The sequence below is a fragment of the Vibrio sp. QJM3NY_26 genome, assembly GCF_057786005.1.
On record NZ_CM173516.1, the window covers coordinates 897,749 to 920,268 of the forward strand.

Sequence of the window (22,520 nt, forward strand, 5' to 3'; positions counted from 1 at the left end):
TCACGATATTAGCTATGGGTATCATTCATTCTTCAAAATCATCGTTATCAAATACGACTAAGTACCCTAAGCCAAGTATGTATCGGGTTCTAAGGTAGTTGTTTTTGCTTAATTTAATAATTTATAACTCAGAAAAAGGATAGGTATGGTTAGCTAACCAACCGAAAAACTCATGGTAATTGCTAAAAAATAAAGTCCAATGTCCTTTATTTTAAGGTAAGATGCACTCTTACAAACATGTATTACTCGCAAAACCAAAAGAAACATAAAAATGAACAAGACAATTTTATCCGTAATGCTTACCACGGCCCTCGTTGGCTGTGGCTCTGGCGATGAGAAGCACTCGACCTCTCCAGCTCCAACTCCTGCTCCAACGATTGTAACTGGCGTTGCGGCTACCGGTGCGCCTATCTATGGTGAGATAACAGTTTTAGATACGAATGGAACAACGCAAGAATACGCGGCAGTAGAAGGCGGCAATTTTAAGTTTGAGAAAAGCAGCATCGCAGCCCCTGCCATTGTTAAAGCTGTGGGAGCAGCTGGAGGAGGCAGTCATGAGATCTACTCTCTTATCTTAACTAATCATCAAGAGATTGGCGTATCGAACATTACCCCTTTCACACACATCTTGATCTCGAAGATGACAGGTAAACCCGCAGATGAAGTTTACTCTGATTTCAACACATACAAAGCAGAGCTAACTATTGAAGCTCTCCAATCTGCACAGCAAGAACTGAAACAAGTTCTCAAACCGCTTCTTGATGGTGCGAATATTGCTGACGATTTTGATCTTATAAGTTCAGAGTTTGAGGCTAACTACCAAGATATCGATGCTATTTTGGATTTAGTCGACATTACGATTTCTAATATCGGAGCAACGCTGACCTATAAAGGCGATACAGACTACTCAGTAACGCTGACTTGGAATGAAAGCTGGAGCAATAAATCTTTTCATAACGGCGCAGTCGAATTAGGGCCTGAAGATGTCAAAGAGCCGCTTACCTACATCGTTGCAGCTGACAGTATTCTTGAATCTATGGTTATGCAAGAAACAAAGGATGAGTACTTAAAGTACGTTCACGAGGATGCGTTTTGGTTTGGGCAACCAAAGGAAGGTATGTTTGAGCAACTCAAATCCATGCTCCCTAATGAAACAGACCCGATGAACCGCTATCGTGACTTTGTGATACAAGAAGTTGCCGATGATGACTCTTATCAACTGGCTTACACTGAGTGCTATCAAGATTCTCCTTTTGCAACATGTGGTCGTGCAAAAGCATGGTTTGCTAAGAGTAGTGATGGTCAGATTCAGTTTATGGGTCGTAAAGATAAGCTACCTGTAAGCGTATCAGCAATCATTAAAGCGGGATTCTTTAACCCACACGACCGTACTCAAGGTAACTGGGCGATTGAAGTAGATGCCTTTCCGGATGCAAACACCGTTTGTGGCAAGATTCCGTCTGATTATGACAATACTTCGTGGTTTGCGGGTATTCCAAAACTCGTAAAGATTTCGGACTACATGGAATTAGAAACGGTCACTGTTTCTGGGGATGGCATTGATGGCAACATTAACTTGGATAGTATTTATAAAGAAGTGACCAACGGAAAAATCACTGGATGTCACCTTGTTGATAGTAATTACGGTGAGGCACGAGGGGTTAATTCGTTTATGCCATACAGTTTAGTGATTGATGGCTATAAAGTTGCCCCTAACTCAGTGATTAATGACAACGCGAAATACGAAGTCACATACAAATATAAAGACGGATCACCAGACACCAACGAACAAATATCTATTGGTAAGGGAAAGCAATCGAGTGATGATATGAGCAAATACATTGCTGAGCTGACCGACAGCCGTACGAGTAGCGGTGATTTCTATATGAGCTGGACTCGAGAGTCTAAACTAGCGACTGATATCGATGTATGGGTTCAAGAGATTGGTCAACTTGGGACTCAACGAGTGGCAGTTCCTGACGGAAGGACATCTGTCAGTGCGTCAACGTTCAATGGGATTGAGCGAGCTACATTAGTTACGTTTGACGAGTATGGTCGAAGTATTAGTGTCGGGTATACGTTCGAAGAATAACACGTTATTCAATTAGGATAAGACGACCGTTACTCACACCGATAACGTATTGAATAAACAAGCCTCCATACCGGAGGCTTTTTTGTGTGCAAGTGCAGCAAAGAACTCGATTTTTGTGACAGTATCATAATGGTAGACAGAAAATACGCAGAAACTGTGTAATTCCCTTCCTAACATGCTGAACAACATTAAAATAACGTATAGGACACTTTATTTTACCCTCATATTGTGCTCAAATGTTACGCTTAAATTTTATCTGTATTTTTATCATAAGTTACTGTCTAATATTGATTTTATTAATTTTAACTTCAATATTTATAAGTGATTTAAATAACGGACAGATAAGTAGATTTGTAAGAAAAGCGTATATAGTGGTGTATTATGAGATTGATATATCAGACAACCCCAAGGAAAGTAAGATGCCTAGAGTAAGCCAAGCAGTGGCTAAACAAACCCGCCAACGTATAATCGACTCTGCTATTAAAATCATCACTCTTGAAGGCAGCGACCACCTGACATTTGCAAATATTGCAAAGAAGGCCGAAATTAGCCGTTCTGGTATTAATTGTCACTTTAAAAAGAAAGAAGATCTAATGAGCGAGATTCGTCCGATTTTGGCGGAGCGGGTAGAGCAAGCTTTAGACTTTTCGTCCCCCGACAATTTCTTCCTATCATGGCGTAATGCGGTCGATAACGATCGTATGTTTCGAAATTTAATCGCCAATCTTGAAAACGTGATTGATGGGAAAACAGGCACTGCTAGCTTGATTAAAAAGATCCAAGGAGAAGAAGAAGAAATAATTAAAACAACCTACATGGCCATAGGTTATGCGGTCATACATGTAGGGAATGCAAAGTAGGAACTCCCTAATGTTGCCAGGCATTAAACGTTATGCTTTCAAACCTCAAACAAAGAGACTCCTACTGGGCTGTTTAAGGATTAACTCGAATACCTTGTGGTTGTCTTCGATGGATAACTCGTTTTGGGAATTAATTTTCTTCTCTCTAGCCTTAACAACAATATCTTGAACGTAACGAACGCAGATACTGCCGATTTCCGTTGAAATGATTCGTCTTGGTAGTGCGTGTTACATGGTTTTATTTCCAAGCTCCCACCTAATAGTTATCCGTTCTCTGACGACTTATCGTTAAGGCTATCGTCTCTATACGTATGCATCACGTACTTAAACTCAGGCAAAGACTCAATAAAAACCTTAACCAGTTTAGGATCGAAATGCCTCCCAGACTCTTCTATTATCAAGCTTACGGCTTCATCAAAGGACCATGCTCTCTTATATGGTCGAGAGCTGGTTAGTGCATCAAACACATCGGCAATTGACACAATTCTCGCCACTAACGGAATATCCTCACCAGAGAGACCTTCTGGGTAACCTGTACCATTCCATTTTTCGTGGTGATACAACGCAATTTCTCTCGCGGTGTTCAACAATTTAGAGTCACTGTGGTTACCTATAATATCAGCTCCAAACTTAGGGTGTTTTTTCATTATCTCCCACTCTTCGGGAGTCAGTTTACCTGGTTTTTGAAGGATGTTATCGGGTACACCAATCTTGCCAATGTCATGCATTGGTGCCGCGTCACAGATGAGGTCGACCCAATCTTTAGGCATTTTTAGATTCCGAGCCAACACCTCGGAATAACGGCTCATACGGAAGATATGCAGAGCTGTTTCGTTGTCTTTAAATTCTGCAGCATGCCCCAACCGGTTGATAATTTCGCGTCGCGATTCTTTCAACCTCTGGTTAGTCAAATTTCCCGCATACAAAGTAAAGAGCAAACAAGGGATCGTAAACGCCACCATTAGCAAAACAACAAAGAATAGCCCTTTTCTAAACTGATAATAGTCATCTAGCATTTCATCGATGTCCATTTTAACAACCAAAGCGACATTTAAGTCTGCGTTCCAGTTAAGCATGGCGTAAGTTTCTTGCCCACGATAATCTATGAGTTTATGAACGCCCGCTAGATCATTATCAAAGCCTTGCCTCTCAAGTTTCCCCAATAAATTTTTAATAAAGAGATGATCCTTAACGATGCTCGTTGGGTCTAATAGAAACCTCGGTTTTGACAAAATCTGACTGTCACGATCAAAGATCATCATTTCCCCACTGCGAGAAAAGTCGTACATACTGAGATCAGTATAAGCAATATCTGTTTCATCGATTTCAATCAGAACCACCGCAATCACCACATCTGTCAACGTATCAAAAACCGGTGTCGCAAAAATCAGGCGATAGTCGGTAGAACCCGTTTCAGAGTCATAACTAACGTCAATAGGAAGCAGTTCAGAGTGACCGCTTAACGCTTGAGCTAATCTACCAGAACCATGAGAAGGAATATCACTGATATCCAAAGTAGCGCCTTGCGAATAAATAATATTAAGATTCGGCGTCACAATGATTTTTGTACCACTCCCACTAAAATCCCTATATTTTGACCAAAAATTGTCCATCTCATGGCGATAATAACGCTCAGCTAGTACATCCGAGCTCACAATTGCATTCGATATCCCATAAAAGTTATGTTGAAACTCACTCTTTCCTAGGATATGACGAAGTGTTTTTTCTCTAATATTGTGTAGATTAGTGAGGGTTCGCTCTAATGACCCTAAGTGCTGATGAAAAGAATCGGCAGATCGTTGCATAATATTAGACTTGTTGCGTTCAAGTATTAACCAACTGCTGGCGAGACTTATCAGTACAAAAATAGATATTGCACCGAAGATCAGTTTTGCAAATTTATGGGTACCAAACGTTAAGTATATATTTCCTCGAATATTTTTAGATAGAAGCCTAAAAATCACAACCAGTAGAAGAAAAAAAACAAAGCAGGCAATCAACAAAATGAACAGATTTTTCGATAAAGCATCCACCCTGATGGCTTCTTCCTTTGATTGAAATCGTATTTCAACAAGACCGATAATGTCATCCTGGTGCGAGATAACGGCTTTGGCGATTTGGTAATACTTAAAGGATTGTGGAAACGAACCTCGAACGAGGTTATCTGATTTATTTCGATAAAATGATGTAACAACTTCTTGAGTGGCATAATCGACCACCTTTACAGCCTTGAGACGCGGATTTGTTCGCAACATAACAAGTATCGTTTGATCTAGCTGCTCTTCATCTAAGTGATACAAATCTGTAGAGGTTAGCTCAGATAACTCCAAGGCCATTCTCCCTGCGTCCGTAGCCACAGAGAGCTGCCCACCTGTTACTTCTCTAACTTCCTCACTAATCGCAGAAAAGCCGTGTTTTGGAAAAAGTACAGAGAATACAAATAAACATGCTATTAGTCGTTTGTTCATGTTTTAGTGCCCATGTTCGTAAGAACGAATAATTGCATCGAGTTTGCCGCTGGCTTTCATTTCTCGAATAGCGGTATTGATAGGGATAAGTTGGTGGGCGTGTTCTTTATTCAGTCTTAATGACAGTGAATACGTCGCGACGGGATCTGTGTACTTCAACTTTCCGAAAGAGGGGTGACTGTTGAGGACATCAATAGGAAAAACAGCCCAGTCGCATCGCTGTAATTTAATAAGCTCGATAATCTGTTCTTCTGAAGTAAATGCAAACTCTTTTGCATTGGCATCTTTCACGCTGTTGAACCCCAACACCTTACAGGGTTTATATTGCATCAACTCTTCATGACTTGGTGGTGCAGGAAACTTACTTGGGTTATAGACAAGTACTTCAGCGGATTCAAATAATGGCTCGGAGTAAACTGTGGTTTCCATCTCTCCTTTTTGAGTTCGCCACTGAGGGTCAATACCGGGCTCGACATCCAACAAACCAATTTTAATGTATGCTCTTATTCTTTTTTGTGGCAGAAAATTATAATTAAACTCTAACCCTGTTTGTTGAGCGATTTCATCAAGAATATCGATATACATGCCCGATACCGAAAAATGGTCAGTGGGCCGAACAAAGTAAGGAGGACGATCTGCATCCATCAATCCGACGTCTAACGTTATTGGGTAAGCTCCGTTACAGAACAATAACCCCCAAAATAACGCCTTAGATGTTCTCATTATCATGTTCTCTTTGTAGTAAGCACTCGAAACAAGTGATGTAGCACGATTACCCATGACTACATATAAATCTCCAACGCGATAATAGCGGATATTGCACTCTAATTTCTAGTATCAAGGGGAAATTAACTGAGTTTAATTCACTTAATCTCTTTTCGTCGTATTAATGAGATTATGGAAAAAGCCATTAACTTCATTACTATAAATAAGATATAGCTTGATAACACTCATCAATAAACGTAACAACAAAGACCAAAAGTCGAAACGTCACTTTCTCTGACAAACGATCTCACCCAGAAAATAAAGGTAATTAAACCTTATTTTTCAACTATTCGACTTTTCTAATCTCCTGATCATACTGAAGAAAATAGGTACGACTTCTTCATAAAGTCGAATCACGGCCAAACCCCCCCGAACTGAAGAGTGCATTTTTCTGTTTATGAGTACATGCACCTCCTTGACCCGAATCGGCAAATAAGTGTAATATCGCCACATAAGGTTCACTGCACTTTATGTGGCAGTAACCCTATGCGTCAATTTTTTTATTGATTAACACCGCCAAATAAAGTGCGGTGACATCTATATCGTTTATTTAGTTTTATAATAGGTTAATGTTTTGAAAATTAGGATAATAATATTATCGATGCTTCTTTTGGTTTTGTCCGGCTGTGCATCTGTTCCTACGGTTGGTGTAGAAAAATCCAACCAAGCTAAAAAGTTTGAATCGCCAGAAAAGGGGAGTGCGGGTATTTATGTTTACAGGGTTAGTTCTCCTGTCGGGGCAGCTCTTAAAAAAGATGTTTATATTGATTCCAAATGCATTGGTGAAACAGCTCCAGGAGTCTTTTTTTATCATGAAGTTGAAGGTAATCAAACTCATGTGGTAGGCACAGAATCAGAGTTTTCTGCAAATGAGCTGACGATATTTACTGAAGAAGGACGGTTATATTTTGTTAATCAATATCTCAAAATGGGGGCTTTCGTTGGTGGTGCAAATGTGGAACTTGTTGAAGAAGTAAAAGGTAAAGTTGAAGTAAAAAAAACAAACATGGCCATAAAAGGTACATGTACGTCGATGTAACCTAGGTTGTTGTAACAAGTATTTATGTAAAAAACTCTACATGTGATTGTGCTGTCGAAAGGTAAGGGTACGTACCTAAGTTATTGTTTATACCCAACGGACAGTACGATTAATTAACGAATAAAATGAACCATGAAGAAAACTAAAAGCTTCCTCAGCATCATACTTATGATAATTGGTGTTAAGTCAATATTTGTAAGTATGGTAACTGCGCATTACTTCACAACCGAAAGAACTGATAGTTGGAAGAAGTTCTTTGTCGCAGCAACATCTGTATTCATTGGTACGTTTGTTTCAAAGATATTTTTTATTTATCTACTAACTCAATAAAGATAGAACTAATCGCACTTGTACCAATCTCGTTAGCATTAACTGCTTGTATATCAAAGACTCCAATGACAAGTGAAGCAGCTAAAAGTATTGGTCGAATATATGCTTTTGCATGAAACATGCCTGGCTACTAATCAAATAAGTATGAGCACATATGCTGATGCCAAGCTTACCGCTGAATACGCTAAAACCACTTGGAGTAAAGTGGACACACAAGAAATTCAAAACACCTACGAAGTTTATAGTGTATTCGAACCAAGTAGAAAAGATTGCGTTGACTTGCTATTAGCAATAAGTGAAGCCAACACTCACCGTACTGATGCTCGACACCAAGCGGATAGTAATGCACAAGCATGGAGAGATCTGAACCAACAATTATAACAAAGTAGACCTACAAACTGCTTTACTACTGGTACAGGTAGTTATGCTACAACCACCTGCTATTAATGGTTTTGTTGATTAATTCAACCATGCTAAATCAATCTGATTAGGTACGTTCACAATCCCTCGAGGCCAGAAGTTATTAGAGGGACGATTAAGCTTAAGAGATTTAATGCACAGGTAGGCGAAACTTACGCCATGATCAAAACGCTGAATAAGCTTACAGGGTTTTATATGTCTGAATTGTGTCGTTTCCAGTTGGACGTTTTGTAAGAAGGCTTAATTATAGGCAGCGATGTAAAGTGAATGGAGCGGATCAGGTCGTAGATTCTTGAATTAGTTCTATAGGTTTACGTAAAAAGACTCCTTTAAGAGCGGGGGAGGGGGAAATTAAAACCTAAACTCATTTATCAAAGTAGTCGCAGTTGGAGAAAAGCTGATGAAAGCAATAATTCATAGACTTGGTAAGGCGAGAGGTATTCTATTTGAGTAGATCGAGCCTACTTATTTGCAATAGGCTTCACCCATTTATCTATTTGATGTAGCATAGATATCATTTCTTAAAAATGTCGAATCATGGCCAAATCTACCCAAGCAGAAGCAGCAATTACACGCCAGAAAATAATAGATGCCGCTTTTAAAATATCAATCGAGAAGAGTTTTGAGTTCGTCACATTGGGTGAACTTGCCAAGATCGTTGGCATTACTCGTTCAGGGGTGAATTGCCACTTTAAAAAGAAAGAAGACCTCATCAAAGTTCTTGAACCTATTTTTGCAAAGATGCTAGTAGCACCACTAGATTTTAGTTCGACCGACACATTTTATAAGTCATGGACGCAAACTCTAGATAGTGACACTAATTTTAGAGCAGCAGTTAAAGCGTGCGGGCCTATCATTCCATCCCGTAAAGGTATTGATGGGTTAGTCAATAAAATTGAAGCGCCAAAAAAAGAAGCAGAAGAGTGCGTTTTTAAATGTATAGGGTACGCAACCTATACGCTCTCATAATATTTGTCATTGGTTGCGTTCTCTAGTCGCAACGATGAACGTAAAACGTTTCGTCACTCGCTGTTTTCTTCGTTATATTTTCCAAGTAACTCTCGAGCTTCTCGTGTCTATGCTTATGGGCCGCAGAGTCCTTGATTATCTTTATGACCTGTTCTAGGGCTTTAATTAGATCGTCTTTGTTGAGCGTAATCCCCACTTGACCATCTTTGATTCCGTGAGTGTCAGCCATGAAAGTCAATACTTCTGCAGAGACACCTCCAATTCTCGCAAAATAGTGAAGTAAATGCTGACATGAGCTGTCACAAATCGAAAAGCTCAAGAACTCAGGGTGGCCAGAGTTTAGGTCAAACATCGATTAGGCAGCCTTTGTTGCATTAAATTTTTTTACCAGTTGTTGATGGCCACTTTTAGCTATCTCCCAGGTTGGGTAACGGTTATGTAATTTGATTTTGTTGCCACTGAAGATAATTGTTTCAAAGAACTCCGGCGTATAACCATCAGTTCTATGATCAAGGGATAGGAACGCGGTGCTAATCAGCACCTCGCCAATGCGATCTACAGCGAGAGCACAACCTAAACCGTTACCGCTTTCTCTTAGCCATGCCTCGTACTCTTCCTGAGTCGCTTGTATTACTTCCTTTCTCTTATCTAAAACGTGTAGCATTCAATTGCCTATAATGTTGGCCGAGCTTTTTACTCGTTCGCATAACTCTCTTGCAGATTAAAGTGCACTGTACTTTATTTGGGTAATTATGAACTTTAATCCCAAACCGGTCAAACAAATATGAATTGAGTATCGGTTCAATAATACCTTTATGGAGGCATCATTAGGTCAAGCTGATATCCAAATAACACAAATTGGTCAAATCGTTCGATTCGTTTATAATGAACGAAAGGGAGAATATTATGCAATCACTTACAGCTAATACAGCTAAAACCAAATTTGGCGATTTGTTGATGAAAGTTCAACGTGAACCCATACAAATCAATAAGAACGGCTCGCCAGTTGCAGTGATGATGTCTTGTGAAGAGTATGAGCAACTTGAAGCCATGAAATTGATGTTCGTTAAATCACGCTTCGAACAAGCAGAAGCCGATGCTTTATCAGGTAACCTAGTCGATGGTAACGACTTCATGAATGCACTGGACCAAGGTAAGTTTGATTAATGACGCACTATAAGCTTTCTTCTGCAGCGCAATCTGATCTCATTGAGATTCGTCGCTATACATTAGAGCGAAGGGGGCAAACACAATGGACCGCTTATTTTTCAGAATTAAAGCAATCAATGGAATTACTGGCTAGCAATAAGTTGCTCGGCATAGCGGTTTCAGAGTTGAGGCAAGATTACTTCCGTTTTCCTTTAAAGCACCATGTGATTTATTACACTCGAAAACAAGAGCACATCATTATTGCAGCGATTCTTGGTAAGCACATGTCTCCGGCTAAGCACTTTTCATAGCTATCTTAGCCCTTTAGATAACTTGGAGTTAATCCATACCTCTTCATATAATCACGCGGCGTACTCGACGCTTCATCGATTAGTTTTAATCTACCGAAAGTCACCCCCTAAACTAAAACGCCTTGCTTCCCCCTTAAGGCTGTATCCGGAATTTGTTGACCACAGGTGAACAAACTGAGCAAGCAGCTCTAGAAGCCTTGGATTTCAAACTGAATAAAGTTGTTAGTGTTGCTGTTCCTAGAAATCTCGATTTCAGTACCATCAAATAATTCCGAAGTAAGTTTAGTCTCGGTAACTATATGCTCAAATAAACAGCGCCAACGCCAATCTTGGTGCTGTTTTTACTTTCCCCTTACACTCTTTTCAAATATCGAACCTAGTATCAAATTTCTCTTTGTTATACAGGCAAGTCTCTCATTATGAAGAACTTCTTTGATAGCGAACTCATGCTCTCTAGCTCCTTGAATTTCGTTTTGCTATCGCTTGGGCTAACGCTCCTTTTTCATCTTCCGATTTGGTGTGGGTTCAACTTGAGCCGACGAAAGTGGAAGCTCATGGATTATTTATGGCCGTTCTTGGCGGGTATCGGGATGCTGGGTGCAGTATCTGAGATTCGTGCGAAAGTAGCGGGTGATTGGGTTGAAACCGAACAAACCAGAGCGGTGGCGATTTTAGAATCTGTTCAGCAGTTCTCTTTGGATAAATTAAGACGTGATATCTGCACTGGTCAGCCGTCTTTAGATAATCATGCCCAGCACCATGAAGCGTGTTTGTGGTATTTGAATACGGCGATCACGTTCAAAGATGTCGATTTCACCTTGTTACCGAATGCATCGGATTTTACGGTCCCTGCGCCGAGCGTGTCGCTGGTGGAAAGTGATGCAGTGTGGGTGGATGGTATGTTGAGTCAGTATGAGAAGCAGAAAAACCAATACATTAAAACCAGAGAAGCGCAGGTGAAGCAGCCATTAGAAAGTATCTTTTGGTATGTGAGTCCTTACTTAGTGTGTTTTGCGATTGCGTTACGTTTGACGAAAGTCACCGCAGAGCTCAAATTAGATAAGTGCGCATAGTTTGAGTTCCTATACCCAGATAGAAAAGGTGAAGTAATGAATGTGAGTGAGTTTTCTCGGTTGGTGGGTTTGTCTGCCCATACGCTTCGCTACTATGAAAAAATCGGCTTGTTGAAAAATGTTCAGCGGAACAGTAGCGGTCATCGAGTCTATACATCGAAGGACGTTACCTGGATTGAGTTCGTGAAGCGCTTAAAAGACACCGCAATGCCACTGGACGAAATTCTGGAATACGCAAAACTGAGGGAATTAGGGCCAGAATCGACTTCGCAGCGCCAAGTGTTACTTGAACAACATCAACAGAATTTGCGAGCCCATATCGAAGAGCAGCAAAAGCACATGGCAGCGTTGGAAGAAAAAATTAGTTTGTATCGAGATGGAAAAGTCCGTTGACTTAGAGTCGACTCTAACTTGTAAGGTGTTCCTGTGGACTATAAATACAGGAACAGACTTATGAATCAATCACGTTTCGACATTGGCTTAGAAAGACTTAATCACATCGACGGAGAAGCAGGGCAACAGGTTATCGAAAGCCTGCAAGACATCTGCCCTGATCTTGCCAAGTATACTATCGAGTATCCCTTCGGAGACATCTATTCACGCCCCGGTTTGGATTTGAAATCACGAGAGATTGCGACCGTGGCAGCTCTCACTGCACTTGGAAATTGTGCGCCTCAGCTTAAGGTGCATTTGAATGCAGCGCTTAATGTCGGCTGCAGCGAGGAAGAGATCAAAGAAGTGATATTGCAGATGTCGGTGTATGCGGGATTCCCTTCGGCATTAAATAGCATGTTCGCATTTAAAGAGGTGCTTGCGGAGAGAAGCGCAGTGTAAGAGAAACAAAAATATATTCTAAAAAGGGAGCCTCAACTTTGCTAAGTTGCGCTCCCTTTTTATTTATTGGCTAAGTTTAAAGGTAGTTAATCTGGAAGGTTCGTGGTTCTTTAAGGCGACAAAGACAGCGCGAATGACAATAAGATCGGCAAGGTAACCACGCTCAGGAAGTTGCCGAACAACACCATAGACGCGACCTTAGGTGGCTCCACATTGAACCTTTCTGCGAACAGGTAGTTCATCACGGCGGGTGGCAGCATGGTGAACAGCACCATCATTTGCAGGTGCAGCGTTGGCAGCGGGATAAAGAAGTAGATGATGGTAAAAGCGATCGCGCCAGTAAATAGCGATTGAGCCGTGCACAACAAGCCGACCTTTAATCCGCTCAGCCTTAAGTTGACCATTTGCGAGCCTAGCGACAACAGCATGATTGGCACGGCTGCTTGGCCGAGTAGTGATGTGGCTTCGTAGATTGGGTTCCATACTGCAATTCCAGACAGGTTGAGCGTCATCGCTAACGCTGCGGCTAAGAATATCGGCATCTTGAGGATCTGTTTGATCGGATTACCTTCACTCAACAGCGCCAAGCCAACACTAATGTGCACACAAGCGGACACTACGAACAGTAATACCGCAGGGGCCAATGCGCTCTCACCAAAGGTATAAGTGAACAGGGGAATCGCAAGGTTGCCACTGTTGCGGAACATGTGTGGCGGAGCCCAAGCTTTGAAGTTGAGCTTAAAGATCTTACAGATTGGAATCATCAATAAGGCTGGCACTAACACCGCAATCAAAGACGCGGTGATGAGTGGCAGTTGTTCAGTGTCGAGGGGCATGGTGGTCAGCGAGGCAAACACTAGCGCAGGAATACAGACATCCATGTTGATGCGATTGATCGGTTTGAAATCGGGCTTGAGCCAACGACCCACCGCAAAGCCAGCACTGGCTAAAGCAAAAACCGGAAACAGAATGCTGACGACCTGTTCGAACATAGAATTCCTTTCTAGATTGGGTGCTTCCATTCAGCTGAGAAACGAATGTTTTAGAGAGACGCCAAACGAAGCATAAAGTCGATATGTATAAACATTAACCTATCAATATAATGACTTGGCGTCACCGAAGATCGTTGTCTGTGAGCGGTTAATTTATATTTCTTTGAATGAAGCACAAAAAAGACCAGTGGCATCAGCAACTGGTCTTTAAAGGCTAGATAAATCTGGACGGATTATTTAATAAACGACGGTTGTCGCTGTCTAGCGATTGTTACTCGGTTTTAAATCTAGCTAACGAGCTTTTTGTAATCTTTGAAATTCACATCGTAGGCTTTTTCGCCGTAGATGTAAGTCTCGCTGACGGTTCTGTCGTCACCCAAGCTCATCAACACGAATAGCTTCTCTTCAAGCTTGGTGGCTTGTTCCATTCTAAAGCGCATCAGCTGTGTAGCGTGTAGATCCAACACCACGAAATCCGCTTCTTTACCGACTTCTAGGTTGCCGATCTTGTCTTCTAAATGCAGTGAACGTGCACCGCCTAGAGTTGCCAAGAACAGCGACTTAGCCGGGTGCAACTTCTTATGCTGTAGCTGCATGATCTTGTACGCTTCACTCATGGTTTGCAGAATTGAGAAGCTGGTGCCTGCGCCTACATCAGTACCCACGCCGACACGAATACCGTGATCTTCCATCTCTGGTAATCGGAACAACCCCGAGCCTAAGAAAAGGTTAGAAGTTGGGCAGAAAGCGATTGCCGAATCGGTATCCGCTAGGCGTTTACATTCGCAATCTGATAGGTGAATACCGTGCGCGAATACCGAGCGTTTGTGCAACAGACCATAGTGGTCATAGACATCTAGGTAACTGTCACGCTCTGGGAACAGCGATTTCACCCACTCGATCTCTTTCTCGTTTTCAGAAAGGTGCGTGTGCATGTACACATCTGGGTATTCTTCTAGCAGTTTACCGACTGTTTCGAGCTGCTCTGGTGTGCTGGTCGGTGCGAAACGAGGTGTTACGGCATAGTGCAAACGACCGCGTTTGTGCCATTTTTCGATCAGCTCTTTTGAGTCTGTATAGCCAGATTCTGGTGTGTCAGTCAGGTAGTCTGGCGCATTGCGATCCATTAGCACCTTACCTGCGATCATACGTAGGTTACGCTTCTCAGCTTCTTCAAAGAACACGTTAACGGACTCTTTGTGTACCGTGCCAAATACCAGTGCAGTGGTGGTGCCGTTGCTTGCTAATTCATCTAGGAATAGCTTCGCCACTTTGTGTGCATAGACTGGGTTTTTGAAGCGTTTTTCTTCTGGGAAGGTGTAGTTCTCTAACCAATCAAGTAGCTGTTCGCCATAAGACGCGATCATCCCTGTTTGAGGATAGTGGATGTGCGTATCAATAAAGCCAGAGGTGATCAGCTTGTCTTTGTATTCTTTTACTTCGAGTGTTTTAGGTTGGCGAGCTAATACCTCATCGGCATGGCCTAAGTCGACGACATGGCCGTTCTCAACCACTAAAACACCGTCTTCAAAATAGTCGTAAGACTCATCGATACCGACATCTTTTGGGTCGGCGACGCTGTGTAAAATGCTGGCGCGATAAGCTTTGCGTTGGGTTGTCATGTTTACTTCCTTTTAATGACTTCAGCGACGTTATGGCCGCTAAAGCTTTGCGACTTTTATTAGGCGATCTTCTCTTCCAATGGTGGTTCGCCTACGTCGCTTGGTTGACTGTGTTGATCGGTCAAATCCTGATTTCGATATTGTTTGGTTGGGCGCTTTTGTTCAAGTGCTTGGCCTTGATAGTGTGCGATCAGTTCACCCGCAACCGACACCGCAATTTCCGCAGGATGTTTGCCATTCACCGCGCTAATACCAATCGGGCAAATCATGGTTTCAATTTGCTCTTGGCTATAGCCGCGTTGCTCTAAGCGGAAGTCGAACTTCTTGCGCTTAGTGAGTGATCCAATCATTCCAAAATAACGGCTATCTTCACGGTCGATAATCGCTTTGGTTAGATCAAAATCGAGCTGGTGGTTGTGCGTCATCACAAGGTAATAGCTGTTCGGCGGCATGTGTTTTACCTCGCCAACCGGATCATCTGAAACAAGCTTCTTCACACCGTGTGGCAGCGTTTCAGGGAATACTTCTTCACGCTCATCAATCCAGGTCACACGGAAGGGCAGAGTCGCGACAATGTGCAGCAGCGCTTTGGCAACATGGCCTGCGCCGAACAGCACAAGGTGGTTCTGTTGAGTGCCAATCGGTTCAAAGCTTAGTGTTGCCATTCCGCCACAACATTGGCCTAAACGAGCACCTAGATTGAAGCGTTCCACTTTGAGTGATTTCTCGCTGGCAATCAGCATCTCGCGAGCCATTTTAGTGGCCACATGTTCAAGGTGACCACCACCAATCGTAGCGATGATTCGGTCACGAGTGACAAGCATTTTGGTGCCCGCATCGCGTGGAACGGAACCTCTGTCTTCGAGCACCGTCACCATTACACATGGCTCGTAGTTCTCTTCCAGTTTTGCCAGTTCGTGAATCCAATTATCCTTAAACATATGTCCTCCTAAATCCCTTTTTATGCTTCCCAAGCTAAACGATCGATATGAGCCCTAAGCCGTTTCTGATTGAGCATCGACCGAAGTCGGAGCCGTTTCAGTGACTTCCTGAATCGCCATCAAGATACGTTCTGGCGTTGCAGGTGTGTTGAGCTTAGGAATCGCGCCATCGACAGCGACATAGCTAATGGCGTCTTTCAGTGCGCTCCACACCGACATTCCCAACATGAAAGGCGGTTCACCCACGGCTTTCGAGTTGAAGACGGTGTCTTCTGGGTTGTTACGGTTTTCTAAAAGGTGCGTTCTGAAATCAATTGGCATATCAGCAATCGCAGGGATCTTGTAACTTGCAGGGCCATTGGTCATCAAGCGGCCTTGCTGGTTCCACACCAACTCTTCCGTCGTTAACCAACCAACACCTTGCACAAAGCCACCTTCGACTTGGCCGATATCAATCGCAGGGTTCAATGAAGCGCCCACATCATGCAGAATATCGACACGCAGAATCTTGTTCTCGCCGGTTAAGGTATCGACGATAACCTCTGAACAAGAGGCACCATACGCGTAGTAGTAGAACGGACGACCGCGCGCTTTCTCGTGATCGTAATAGATCTTCGGCGTGCGGTAGAAGCCAGTGCTCGATAGCGAGATTTGGTTAAACCAAGCCAGTTCAACAAATGAGCTGAAGGTCATGATCTCGTCGCGGATTTTCACCATGCCGTTCTTAAATACCACCTCTTCAGGCCACACTTTGAAGTGCGAAGAAGCGAAGTCAATCAGGCGCTGCTTAATGGTCATTGCGGCGTTTTGCGCGGCCTTACCGTTGAGGTCGGTGCCCGATGAGGCTGCGGTTGGTGATGTGTTCGGAACTTTGTCTGTGTTTGTAGCGGTGATCTGGATACGTTCGACATCGACTTGGAACTCCTGTGCAACGATTTGTGCCACTTTGATGTTCAAGCCTTGCCCCATTTCCGTACCACCGTGATTCAAATGAATACTGCCATCGGTGTAGATATGGATGAGCGCACCTGCTTGGTTCAAGAAAGTCGCAGTAAACGAGATGCCGAATTTCACGGGTGTGATCGCAAGGCCTTTCTTCAAGATAGGGCTCTGCTTGTTGAACTCAGCGATGTCTTTACGACGTGCGTGATAGTCACTGCTGCGTTCAAGCTGTTCGGTTATCTCAGGTAAAAAGTTGTCTTCAACGGTTTGGTAGTAATGGGTTACGTTACGGCCTTCTTCGCCGTAGTAGTTCGCCTTACGTACTTCCAAAGGATCTTTTTTCAGGTAACGCGCAATCTCGTCCATGATGTGTTCGATGGTCATCATGCCTTGCGGGCCACCAAAGCCACGGTAAGCGGTATTCGATGCCGTGTTGGTTTTGCATCGATGACCCACTACAGTTGCATCACCTAGATAATAGGCGTTGTCTGAGTGGAACATCGCACGGTCGACAATAGAGCTTGATAAGTCTGGAGAGTAACCACAGTTACCTGCAACGGTAATATCGGCACCTTGAATCACACCGTTGTCGTCAAAACCGACTGTGTATTGATTGTAGAACGGGTGGCGTTTACCGGTTTGCTGCATGTCTTCGTTACGCAGCAGACGCATTTTGGTAGGTCGGCCTGTAAGGTGGGCAATAACCGCAGCCATACACGCTGGCGAGGCCGCTTGAGTCTCCTTACCACCGAAACCACCACCCATACGACGCATATCAATCACGACTTTGTGCATCGGTACGCCAATCACTTCCGCAACCAGTTTTTGAACTTCGGTCGGATTTTGGGTCGAGGTGTACACGATCATGCCGCCATCTTCGGTTGGCATAACGCTACTGATTTGGGTTTCTAGATAGAAGTGCTCTTGGCCGCCAATCTCTAGGTCACCAGAGATCACGTGTTTCGCTTTTGCCAGTGCGGCTTTTGAGTCACCACGTTGTTGAGTGTGGCTTTCTGTTACGAAGTGTTCTTTCTCTAGCGCTTCTTTTACATCAAGAATCGCGGGTAGCTCTTCGTATTCAATAATGGCTGCATGTGCGGCTTTGCGTGCGGTTTCTAAATCGTTAGCTGCTACCGCAATCACCGGTTGACCGTAGTATTCTACTTTGCCATCAGCGAGCAGTGGGTCACCTGGAAGAATCGCACCAATATCCAGTTCACCCGGTACGTCTTTCGCTTGAATGGCAATCGCCACGCCTTCGAATTCGTAACACGGAGATAGGTCTATTTTGGTGATGTTGGCGTGTGCTTGTGTGCTCAGGCGTGCGTATACGTGCAGCTGATTTGGGAACTCTAGGCGGTCATCAATGTATACCGCTTCGCCCGTGACTTGCTTGGCTGCACTGTCGTGTTTAACGCTTTTACCTACGCCAGTTTTTAGGTCTTGCTTTGCAATGGTAACCATCTCTTCGTGGGTCATCGCATTGCTCTTGTGACCAGAGGAATTTGATTTAGACATAAGACGTTACCCTTGTTTCGATTTGGTTGTTTTTGTTCTGTCGTTCAATGAAGTAGCGACGCAGCATGTTGGCCGCCGACAATGAACGGTATTCTTGGCTTGCACGGAAATCAGAGAGCGGCTCAAAGTCGTTATACAGTTCCTGCATCGCTAACTTAATATTAGCGTCTGTCCACGGTTTGCCTAATAACGTATTTTCACAACGAGTTGCGCGCTTAGGCGTTGCTGCCATACCGCCGAAAGCGATACGAGCGTAAGAAACCTTGCCATCTTCAATTTGAATATCAAACGCGCCACACACCGCAGAGATGTCGTCGTCTAAACGTTTCGACACTTTGTAAGCTCGGAAGCTGTCGTTGGTTGGCTTAGGAATGATGATCTGTTCGATGAATTCACTCTCTTTCTGCGCCGTCACTTTATAGCTGATGAAGTAATCTTCAATCGGCATAGTGCGTGACTCACCGCCGCAACGAAGTTTGATTTTCGCGTCGAGAGCAATCAGCAGGGGAGGGGTGTCACCGATAGGTGAGGCATTCGCCACATTACCGCCAATGGTGCCTTGGTTACGCACTTGCAGCGAAGCAAAGCGGTGCAGCAGTTCACCAAAATCTGGGTAGTGTTTTTTCAGTAGGGCGTAAGAGTCACTGATAGGCAGATTGGCACCAATGATTAAATCGGTGTCGGTCTCTTCGCACACCTTCATGTCTTCAACAAGGTTTACGCTAATCAGTGTTTCAATCTCGCGGTGGAACTGTGTCACTTCCAGTGCTAAATCCGTACCGCCAGCAACCAGCTTAGCGTTCGGATGTGCTTGAAAAAGCTTGGCCAGCTCATCAGTGCTTTTCGGGGAAAAAGCGGTGAGGTGACCAAGGCGTAAATTGGCTTCGGTGTCTTGAATACCTTCTAGCTTCTTGATGGTGTTGCGTTCAAGTTCAGCAAATTGGTCGATCAAAGGTTGGTCTGTTGAAAGCGACATAGCAGCATCAACAATTGGTCGGTAACCCGTACAGCGACATAGGTTGCCCGCCAGTGATTCCATGACGTCTTCTTTGCTCGCATTGGGTTTGTTCTTGCCTAGGGCAAACATCGACATGATGAAGCCCGGCGTGCAGTAACCACACTGTGAACCGTGAAAATCCACCACCGCTTTCTGCACTGGGTGCAAAGAGCGATCTCGGTTTTGTAGATCTTCTACCGTGATCAGTTGCTTGCCATGCAGAGCTGAAACGAACGTCAGGCAAGAGTTCACCGAGCGGTATTGCAACTGTCCATCAACCACTTCACCGAGAACTACCGTACATGCACCACAGTCCCCCGACCCACAACCTTCTTTTGTACCCGTTTTATTCACCTTGGTACGAAGGTAGTTGAGCACTGTCATATTTGGCGACAGATTATCTTCACGTCTTATTTCCTGATTGAGCAAAAAAGTAATCAAGAGACCTCCTTGTAAATCGACATATTTCCATGTGTATTCTTTTTGACTTCTAGGTCAATAATTATCCATCCTGACCCTGTGGTCAACTATTTATTTACAAAAGTGCAACAAATGGTCTTGTCGGGTGATTGTGTACAATTTATTTTTGACTGTAGTTGCCTGTTTTATAAGGGGTTGAATTGAAGGTGAACAGTTTCTGGCGTGAATGAATTGATAGCTATGTATACAAGATAAAGGCGGGGTTTATGGCACAGTTGGAAGTGATTTTATAGAGGCTAAGATCGTTGTTGAGGCTAGAATAGGCAGTGTTTTAGATGGGTGTGAGCCGATCGTCGTCTTTATTTTTAGGGGAGGGGGCATAAAAAAGAGAAGTAAACGCAGAGGCTTACTTCTCTCCAATTTTGTTAACAAAAAGCTGTTAACAAGAAGTTGTTGAATGATGGTTATTAATCGCTTGTTGAATCTTCTATGACTTGCTCTTAAGCAGATCTGAGAACACGACATGCAGGTCACTAGAAGCTGTGCTGCTGTCTAGGTTGAGCTTTGAACGGATGTGGCTTAGGTGTTCCTGCATCAATTCTACTGCTTGTTGTTCGTTACCTGACTCAATTGCATCCAGTAAGCCTGAGTGTTCGTCTAGAGAACAGTTCGAGTGGTTACCTGTCTCGTATTGAGCGATCAACAGTGAGGTTTGCGATACCAAGCTGCGTTGAAAAGCGAGCAGTGGTGCATTCTCTGCCATTTCAGCCAGTTTGATGTGAAACTCGCCAGACAATCGCAAGCCAGAACCGTAATCACCTTGGTCAAAGGCACAGTTCTCTTTCGCGACTAATTTTCTGCACTCTTCTATCTGTGCTTTGGTGGCGTTTTTCACCGCAAGTTCAGTGATAGCAATCTCCATCACTTCGCGCGCTTTAAAAATTTGTTTGGCTTCATCCACTGTTGGGGCGGCAATCATTGCGCCTCGGTTCGGGCGGATCACCACAACTTGTTCTAAAGAAAGACGCAGTAAGGCACGACGGATAATTGTACGGCTAACGCTAAAAATTTCTGCTAGGGCTTCTTCGCTTAATTTGGTGGCTGGTGGCAGCCTTTGTTCTAGTATCGCGTCGAAGATATGGCAGTAAACAACATCGTCTTGAGTCTGGCCTGTGACTTTAGTTTTTACACCTTTGGAGACAGAGTTTTTGAGAACTGTCATAGAGATAAGGGCCCTTGTTTAGTCGGATAGGGTTAATCGAGAATAATTCATGAGTGCTACCCTACATTGTATACACTTATCTATACAATGCCACCGAGTGAAAGTGCGATGTACGCTTATTTGTTAATGACTTATAACATTTAGTTTGCGGTGAAGTGTGTGCAATCTTGAGCTTTAAATCATTTGGAGTGCGGCTAGACGCGATTATCACCGCAGCTGTACGCCACGATCTGGCTTATTTCGCTCAGGCTACGCCCTGATTGTTGTTGCCATTCGTTGAAGGATTTACCCGCTGCCAGTTGTGCTCGCTTGGTGTTACGGCCGCTATCGACAACATCTGTGCTGCGTAGGTGAGCTTCAACGTCCGAAGACAAGATAAAGGTGTCTTTGCCCATTTGGCGTAAAGTGTAGGCGCCTGTGTTTCCGCCCAATCGCTTACCGTGTTTTTTCAGGTAATCCCAAAGTTCTGTGATGCGCTCTGATGGCCAGTCGGCAACCATTTGTGAGAATGAATCGGCTTCACGCTTGGCGTTGTGAATCATGGTGGCATTGGCAGGGATGGTCATCACTTTAGTCAGGTGGCGAATAATACGCGGGTCTTGTGCTTTCTGTTCCCACATCTCATTCGGCAGCATTAGCACCTTTTCGATATTGAATTGAAAGAACACCTCTTCAAATTGCGGCCATTTTTTTCTTACTACATTCCATGAAATGCCACACTGGAATACCTTTTCAGTAAAGGCGGCCAACCAACGGTCGTCGGTGATTTGTGATAGCTCGGCTTGTGAAAGGGGCGCACGGACAATCTTTTCGAGTTCTGCTGCTCCACCTTTACGGTGAGCCGCACGTTGATAAATGGTGTCGAATTTTTCTTGGGTCATTGAAGGTTCCAAATTACATCTGTGTAGCCAATGCTTAATGATATGGGGTCAAATCTGGCAATTAAAACAATTCTGTTAACTAAAGTAAGTCTGTTAATTAAAACAATCTTATTAATCAAAACCAGCCTGATAATTAGAACAAACTAGCCGAGCTTTAATTCCATTTGATACAAGGGCCAGGTTTTGCCATTGAATTCTTTCACGCTTGGTTCTTTGTCGACCACCTGAAAGCCCGCTTTGTCGTAGCAGCGCTTTGCGCCGATATTCTGTTGAAAGACCGCTAAGCTGATGGTGGTGACATCAGGAATTTCTTTCGCTGCTTCTAATGCACTTTCTATCATGGATTGCCCAAGCCCTTTACCACGTTGGTTTGGGTGAATTGCAACTCGGCAGAATCGAAGTTCATTGTCTGACATGCGCTGAAATTCCATAAAGCCAAGCAAGTCCCTGGCGTTTGAGTTGGCGTTTGAATCGGTGTTCGGTTCAGAGTATGACTTAGATGTAGAAAAGGTATAGAGCTCGACATGTGGCTCTTGAGAACGTTCGATGATGGAGGTTGCTTTTAACGGCCAACCAAATGTTCGTCCTCCCCACAGTACGTAGTCTTCGAGGGATGTGAACCAAGTGACGATTTCGTCGGCGTCGGACGCTTTAAAGCGGTTTATTTCCATATCC

23 protein-coding genes are annotated in these 22,520 nt (G+C 43.6%); 10 read left to right on the forward strand and 13 right to left on the reverse strand.

Annotated elements, in window-relative coordinates:
- The first annotated feature begins 271 nt into the window (after window positions 1–271).
- The gene (locus tag AC3CH4_RS19310; protein WP_488544315.1) at window positions 272–2,092 is read left to right on the forward strand and encodes a hypothetical protein; all 1,821 of its coding nucleotides are present in this window, start codon (window positions 272–274) and stop codon (window positions 2,090–2,092) included.
- 419 nt (window positions 2,093–2,511) lie between these two features.
- Window positions 2,512–2,952: a TetR family transcriptional regulator gene (locus AC3CH4_RS19315; protein ID WP_474356841.1), complete on the forward strand. Its 441-nt coding sequence runs from the start codon at window positions 2,512–2,514 to the stop codon at window positions 2,950–2,952.
- 263 nt (window positions 2,953–3,215) lie between these two features.
- On the opposite strand, the gene AC3CH4_RS19320 is transcribed toward AC3CH4_RS19315, so the two are convergent.
- The gene (locus tag AC3CH4_RS19320) at window positions 3,216–5,420 is read right to left on the reverse strand and encodes an HD-GYP domain-containing protein (RefSeq protein WP_488544316.1); all 2,205 of its coding nucleotides are present in this window, start codon (window positions 5,418–5,420) and stop codon (window positions 3,216–3,218) included.
- Between the two features lie 3 nt (window positions 5,421–5,423).
- Window positions 5,424–6,143 (reverse strand): substrate-binding periplasmic protein, encoded by a 720-nt coding sequence (locus tag AC3CH4_RS19325; protein WP_488544317.1) that lies wholly within the window; start codon window positions 6,141–6,143, stop codon window positions 5,424–5,426.
- 616 nt (window positions 6,144–6,759) lie between these two features.
- Between AC3CH4_RS19325 and AC3CH4_RS19330 the strand changes: the two genes are divergently transcribed.
- Complete coding sequence (locus AC3CH4_RS19330) at window positions 6,760–7,224, forward strand: DUF2846 domain-containing protein (protein WP_488544318.1); 465 nt, start codon at window positions 6,760–6,762, stop codon at window positions 7,222–7,224.
- 307 nt (window positions 7,225–7,531) lie between these two features.
- Here AC3CH4_RS19330 and AC3CH4_RS19335 read toward each other — a convergent pair whose 3' ends face one another.
- Window positions 7,532–7,675, reverse strand: a complete 144-nt coding sequence (locus AC3CH4_RS19335; protein WP_488544319.1) for a hypothetical protein — start codon at window positions 7,673–7,675, stop codon at window positions 7,532–7,534.
- A gap of 23 nt (window positions 7,676–7,698) precedes the next feature.
- On the opposite strand from AC3CH4_RS19335, the gene AC3CH4_RS19340 reads away from it, so the two are divergent.
- The gene (locus tag AC3CH4_RS19340) at window positions 7,699–7,935 is read left to right on the forward strand and encodes a hypothetical protein (protein ID WP_488544320.1); all 237 of its coding nucleotides are present in this window, start codon (window positions 7,699–7,701) and stop codon (window positions 7,933–7,935) included.
- A 576-nt stretch (window positions 7,936–8,511) separates the two neighbouring features.
- Complete coding sequence (locus AC3CH4_RS19345; RefSeq protein ID WP_488544321.1) at window positions 8,512–8,943, forward strand: TetR family transcriptional regulator; 432 nt, start codon at window positions 8,512–8,514, stop codon at window positions 8,941–8,943.
- A 22-nt stretch (window positions 8,944–8,965) separates the two neighbouring features.
- Here AC3CH4_RS19345 and AC3CH4_RS19350 read toward each other — a convergent pair whose 3' ends face one another.
- Window positions 8,966–9,295: a hypothetical protein gene (locus tag AC3CH4_RS19350; RefSeq protein WP_260811323.1), complete on the reverse strand. Its 330-nt coding sequence runs from the start codon at window positions 9,293–9,295 to the stop codon at window positions 8,966–8,968.
- A gap of 3 nt (window positions 9,296–9,298) precedes the next feature.
- The gene (locus AC3CH4_RS19355) at window positions 9,299–9,607 is read right to left on the reverse strand and encodes a hypothetical protein (RefSeq protein ID WP_065206368.1); all 309 of its coding nucleotides are present in this window, start codon (window positions 9,605–9,607) and stop codon (window positions 9,299–9,301) included.
- 242 nt (window positions 9,608–9,849) lie between these two features.
- On the opposite strand from AC3CH4_RS19355, the gene AC3CH4_RS19360 reads away from it, so the two are divergent.
- The 5 genes from AC3CH4_RS19360 (at window position 9,850) to AC3CH4_RS19380 (ending at window position 12,310) form a co-directional block, all read left to right on the forward strand.
- Window positions 9,850–10,110 carry a type II toxin-antitoxin system Phd/YefM family antitoxin gene (locus tag AC3CH4_RS19360; protein ID WP_065206367.1) on the forward strand — a complete coding sequence of 87 codons (261 nt, stop codon included), beginning with the start codon at window positions 9,850–9,852 and terminating at the stop codon, window positions 10,108–10,110.
- Window positions 10,110–10,403 (forward strand): type II toxin-antitoxin system RelE/ParE family toxin, encoded by a 294-nt coding sequence (locus AC3CH4_RS19365; protein ID WP_488544322.1) that lies wholly within the window; start codon window positions 10,110–10,112, stop codon window positions 10,401–10,403. The genes AC3CH4_RS19360 and AC3CH4_RS19365 overlap by 1 nt, the downstream gene beginning before the upstream one ends.
- A 554-nt stretch (window positions 10,404–10,957) precedes the next feature.
- Entirely contained in the window at window positions 10,958–11,476 is a 519-nt protein-coding gene (locus AC3CH4_RS19370) for a hypothetical protein (protein ID WP_488544323.1), read from the forward strand.
- 36 nt (window positions 11,477–11,512) lie between these two features.
- Entirely contained in the window at window positions 11,513–11,869 is a 357-nt protein-coding gene (locus AC3CH4_RS19375) for a MerR family transcriptional regulator (protein ID WP_114635710.1), read from the forward strand.
- Between the two features lie 60 nt (window positions 11,870–11,929).
- The gene (locus AC3CH4_RS19380; RefSeq protein WP_488544324.1) at window positions 11,930–12,310 is read left to right on the forward strand and encodes a carboxymuconolactone decarboxylase family protein; all 381 of its coding nucleotides are present in this window, start codon (window positions 11,930–11,932) and stop codon (window positions 12,308–12,310) included.
- 110 nt (window positions 12,311–12,420) lie between these two features.
- On the opposite strand, the gene AC3CH4_RS19385 is transcribed toward AC3CH4_RS19380, so the two are convergent.
- The 8 genes from AC3CH4_RS19385 to AC3CH4_RS19420 form a co-directional block, all read right to left on the reverse strand.
- Window positions 12,421–13,302: an AEC family transporter gene (locus AC3CH4_RS19385; protein WP_488544325.1), complete on the reverse strand. Its 882-nt coding sequence runs from the start codon at window positions 13,300–13,302 to the stop codon at window positions 12,421–12,423.
- Between the two features lie 287 nt (window positions 13,303–13,589).
- Entirely contained in the window at window positions 13,590–14,924 is a 1,335-nt protein-coding gene (gene guaD, locus AC3CH4_RS19390; RefSeq protein ID WP_488544326.1) for a guanine deaminase, read from the reverse strand.
- 59 nt (window positions 14,925–14,983) lie between these two features.
- Window positions 14,984–15,865, reverse strand: coding sequence for a xanthine dehydrogenase accessory protein XdhC (xdhC, locus tag AC3CH4_RS19395; RefSeq protein WP_017630713.1), 882 nt, complete (start codon window positions 15,863–15,865; stop codon window positions 14,984–14,986).
- 54 nt (window positions 15,866–15,919) lie between these two features.
- Entirely contained in the window at window positions 15,920–18,325 is a 2,406-nt protein-coding gene (xdhB, locus tag AC3CH4_RS19400; RefSeq protein WP_488544327.1) for a xanthine dehydrogenase molybdopterin binding subunit, read from the reverse strand.
- Window positions 18,318–19,763: a xanthine dehydrogenase small subunit gene (gene xdhA, locus AC3CH4_RS19405; RefSeq protein ID WP_032497844.1), complete on the reverse strand. Its 1,446-nt coding sequence runs from the start codon at window positions 19,761–19,763 to the stop codon at window positions 18,318–18,320. The genes xdhB and xdhA overlap by 8 nt, the downstream gene beginning before the upstream one ends.
- 466 nt (window positions 19,764–20,229) lie before the next feature.
- Window positions 20,230–20,964, reverse strand: a complete 735-nt coding sequence (locus tag AC3CH4_RS19410; RefSeq protein ID WP_017075215.1) for a GntR family transcriptional regulator — start codon at window positions 20,962–20,964, stop codon at window positions 20,230–20,232.
- 194 nt (window positions 20,965–21,158) lie between these two features.
- Window positions 21,159–21,845 carry a DNA-3-methyladenine glycosylase I gene (locus AC3CH4_RS19415; protein WP_488544328.1) on the reverse strand — a complete coding sequence of 229 codons (687 nt, stop codon included), beginning with the start codon at window positions 21,843–21,845 and terminating at the stop codon, window positions 21,159–21,161.
- 143 nt (window positions 21,846–21,988) lie between these two features.
- Entirely contained in the window at window positions 21,989–22,516 is a 528-nt protein-coding gene (locus AC3CH4_RS19420; protein ID WP_488544329.1) for a GNAT family N-acetyltransferase, read from the reverse strand.
- Window positions 22,517–22,520 lie beyond the last annotated feature (4 nt).

Bases quoted from the DNA above. Each gene is read 5' to 3' on its own strand.
- AC3CH4_RS19310 (WP_488544315.1), top strand. From the start codon at position 272: ATGAACAAGACAATTTTATCCGTAATGCTTACCACGGCCCTCGTTGGC.
- AC3CH4_RS19315 (WP_474356841.1), top strand. From the start codon at position 2,512: ATGCCTAGAGTAAGCCAAGCAGTGGCTAAACAAACCCGCCAACGTATA.
- AC3CH4_RS19320 (WP_488544316.1), bottom strand. From the start codon at position 5,420: ATGAACAAACGACTAATAGCATGTTTATTTGTATTCTCTGTACTTTTT.
- AC3CH4_RS19325 (WP_488544317.1), bottom strand. From the start codon at position 6,143: ATGAGAACATCTAAGGCGTTATTTTGGGGGTTATTGTTCTGTAACGGA.
- AC3CH4_RS19335 (WP_488544319.1), bottom strand. From the start codon at position 7,675: ATGTTTCATGCAAAAGCATATATTCGACCAATACTTTTAGCTGCTTCA.
- AC3CH4_RS19340 (WP_488544320.1), top strand. From the start codon at position 7,699: ATGAGCACATATGCTGATGCCAAGCTTACCGCTGAATACGCTAAAACC.
- AC3CH4_RS19345 (WP_488544321.1), top strand. From the start codon at position 8,512: ATGGCCAAATCTACCCAAGCAGAAGCAGCAATTACACGCCAGAAAATA.
- AC3CH4_RS19350 (WP_260811323.1), bottom strand. From the start codon at position 9,295: ATGTTTGACCTAAACTCTGGCCACCCTGAGTTCTTGAGCTTTTCGATT.
- AC3CH4_RS19355 (WP_065206368.1), bottom strand. From the start codon at position 9,607: ATGCTACACGTTTTAGATAAGAGAAAGGAAGTAATACAAGCGACTCAG.
- AC3CH4_RS19360 (WP_065206367.1), top strand. From the start codon at position 9,850: ATGCAATCACTTACAGCTAATACAGCTAAAACCAAATTTGGCGATTTG.
- AC3CH4_RS19365 (WP_488544322.1), top strand. From the start codon at position 10,110: ATGACGCACTATAAGCTTTCTTCTGCAGCGCAATCTGATCTCATTGAG.
- AC3CH4_RS19370 (WP_488544323.1), top strand. From the start codon at position 10,958: ATGGATTATTTATGGCCGTTCTTGGCGGGTATCGGGATGCTGGGTGCA.
- AC3CH4_RS19375 (WP_114635710.1), top strand. From the start codon at position 11,513: ATGAATGTGAGTGAGTTTTCTCGGTTGGTGGGTTTGTCTGCCCATACG.
- AC3CH4_RS19380 (WP_488544324.1), top strand. From the start codon at position 11,930: ATGAATCAATCACGTTTCGACATTGGCTTAGAAAGACTTAATCACATC.
- AC3CH4_RS19385 (WP_488544325.1), bottom strand. From the start codon at position 13,302: ATGTTCGAACAGGTCGTCAGCATTCTGTTTCCGGTTTTTGCTTTAGCC.
- guaD (WP_488544326.1), bottom strand. From the start codon at position 14,924: ATGACAACCCAACGCAAAGCTTATCGCGCCAGCATTTTACACAGCGTC.
- xdhC (WP_017630713.1), bottom strand. From the start codon at position 15,865: ATGTTTAAGGATAATTGGATTCACGAACTGGCAAAACTGGAAGAGAAC.
- xdhB (WP_488544327.1), bottom strand. From the start codon at position 18,325: ATGTCTAAATCAAATTCCTCTGGTCACAAGAGCAATGCGATGACCCAC.
- AC3CH4_RS19410 (WP_017075215.1), bottom strand. From the start codon at position 20,964: ATGACAGTTCTCAAAAACTCTGTCTCCAAAGGTGTAAAAACTAAAGTC.
- AC3CH4_RS19415 (WP_488544328.1), bottom strand. From the start codon at position 21,845: ATGACCCAAGAAAAATTCGACACCATTTATCAACGTGCGGCTCACCGT.
- AC3CH4_RS19420 (WP_488544329.1), bottom strand. From the start codon at position 22,516: ATGGAAATAAACCGCTTTAAAGCGTCCGACGCCGACGAAATCGTCACT.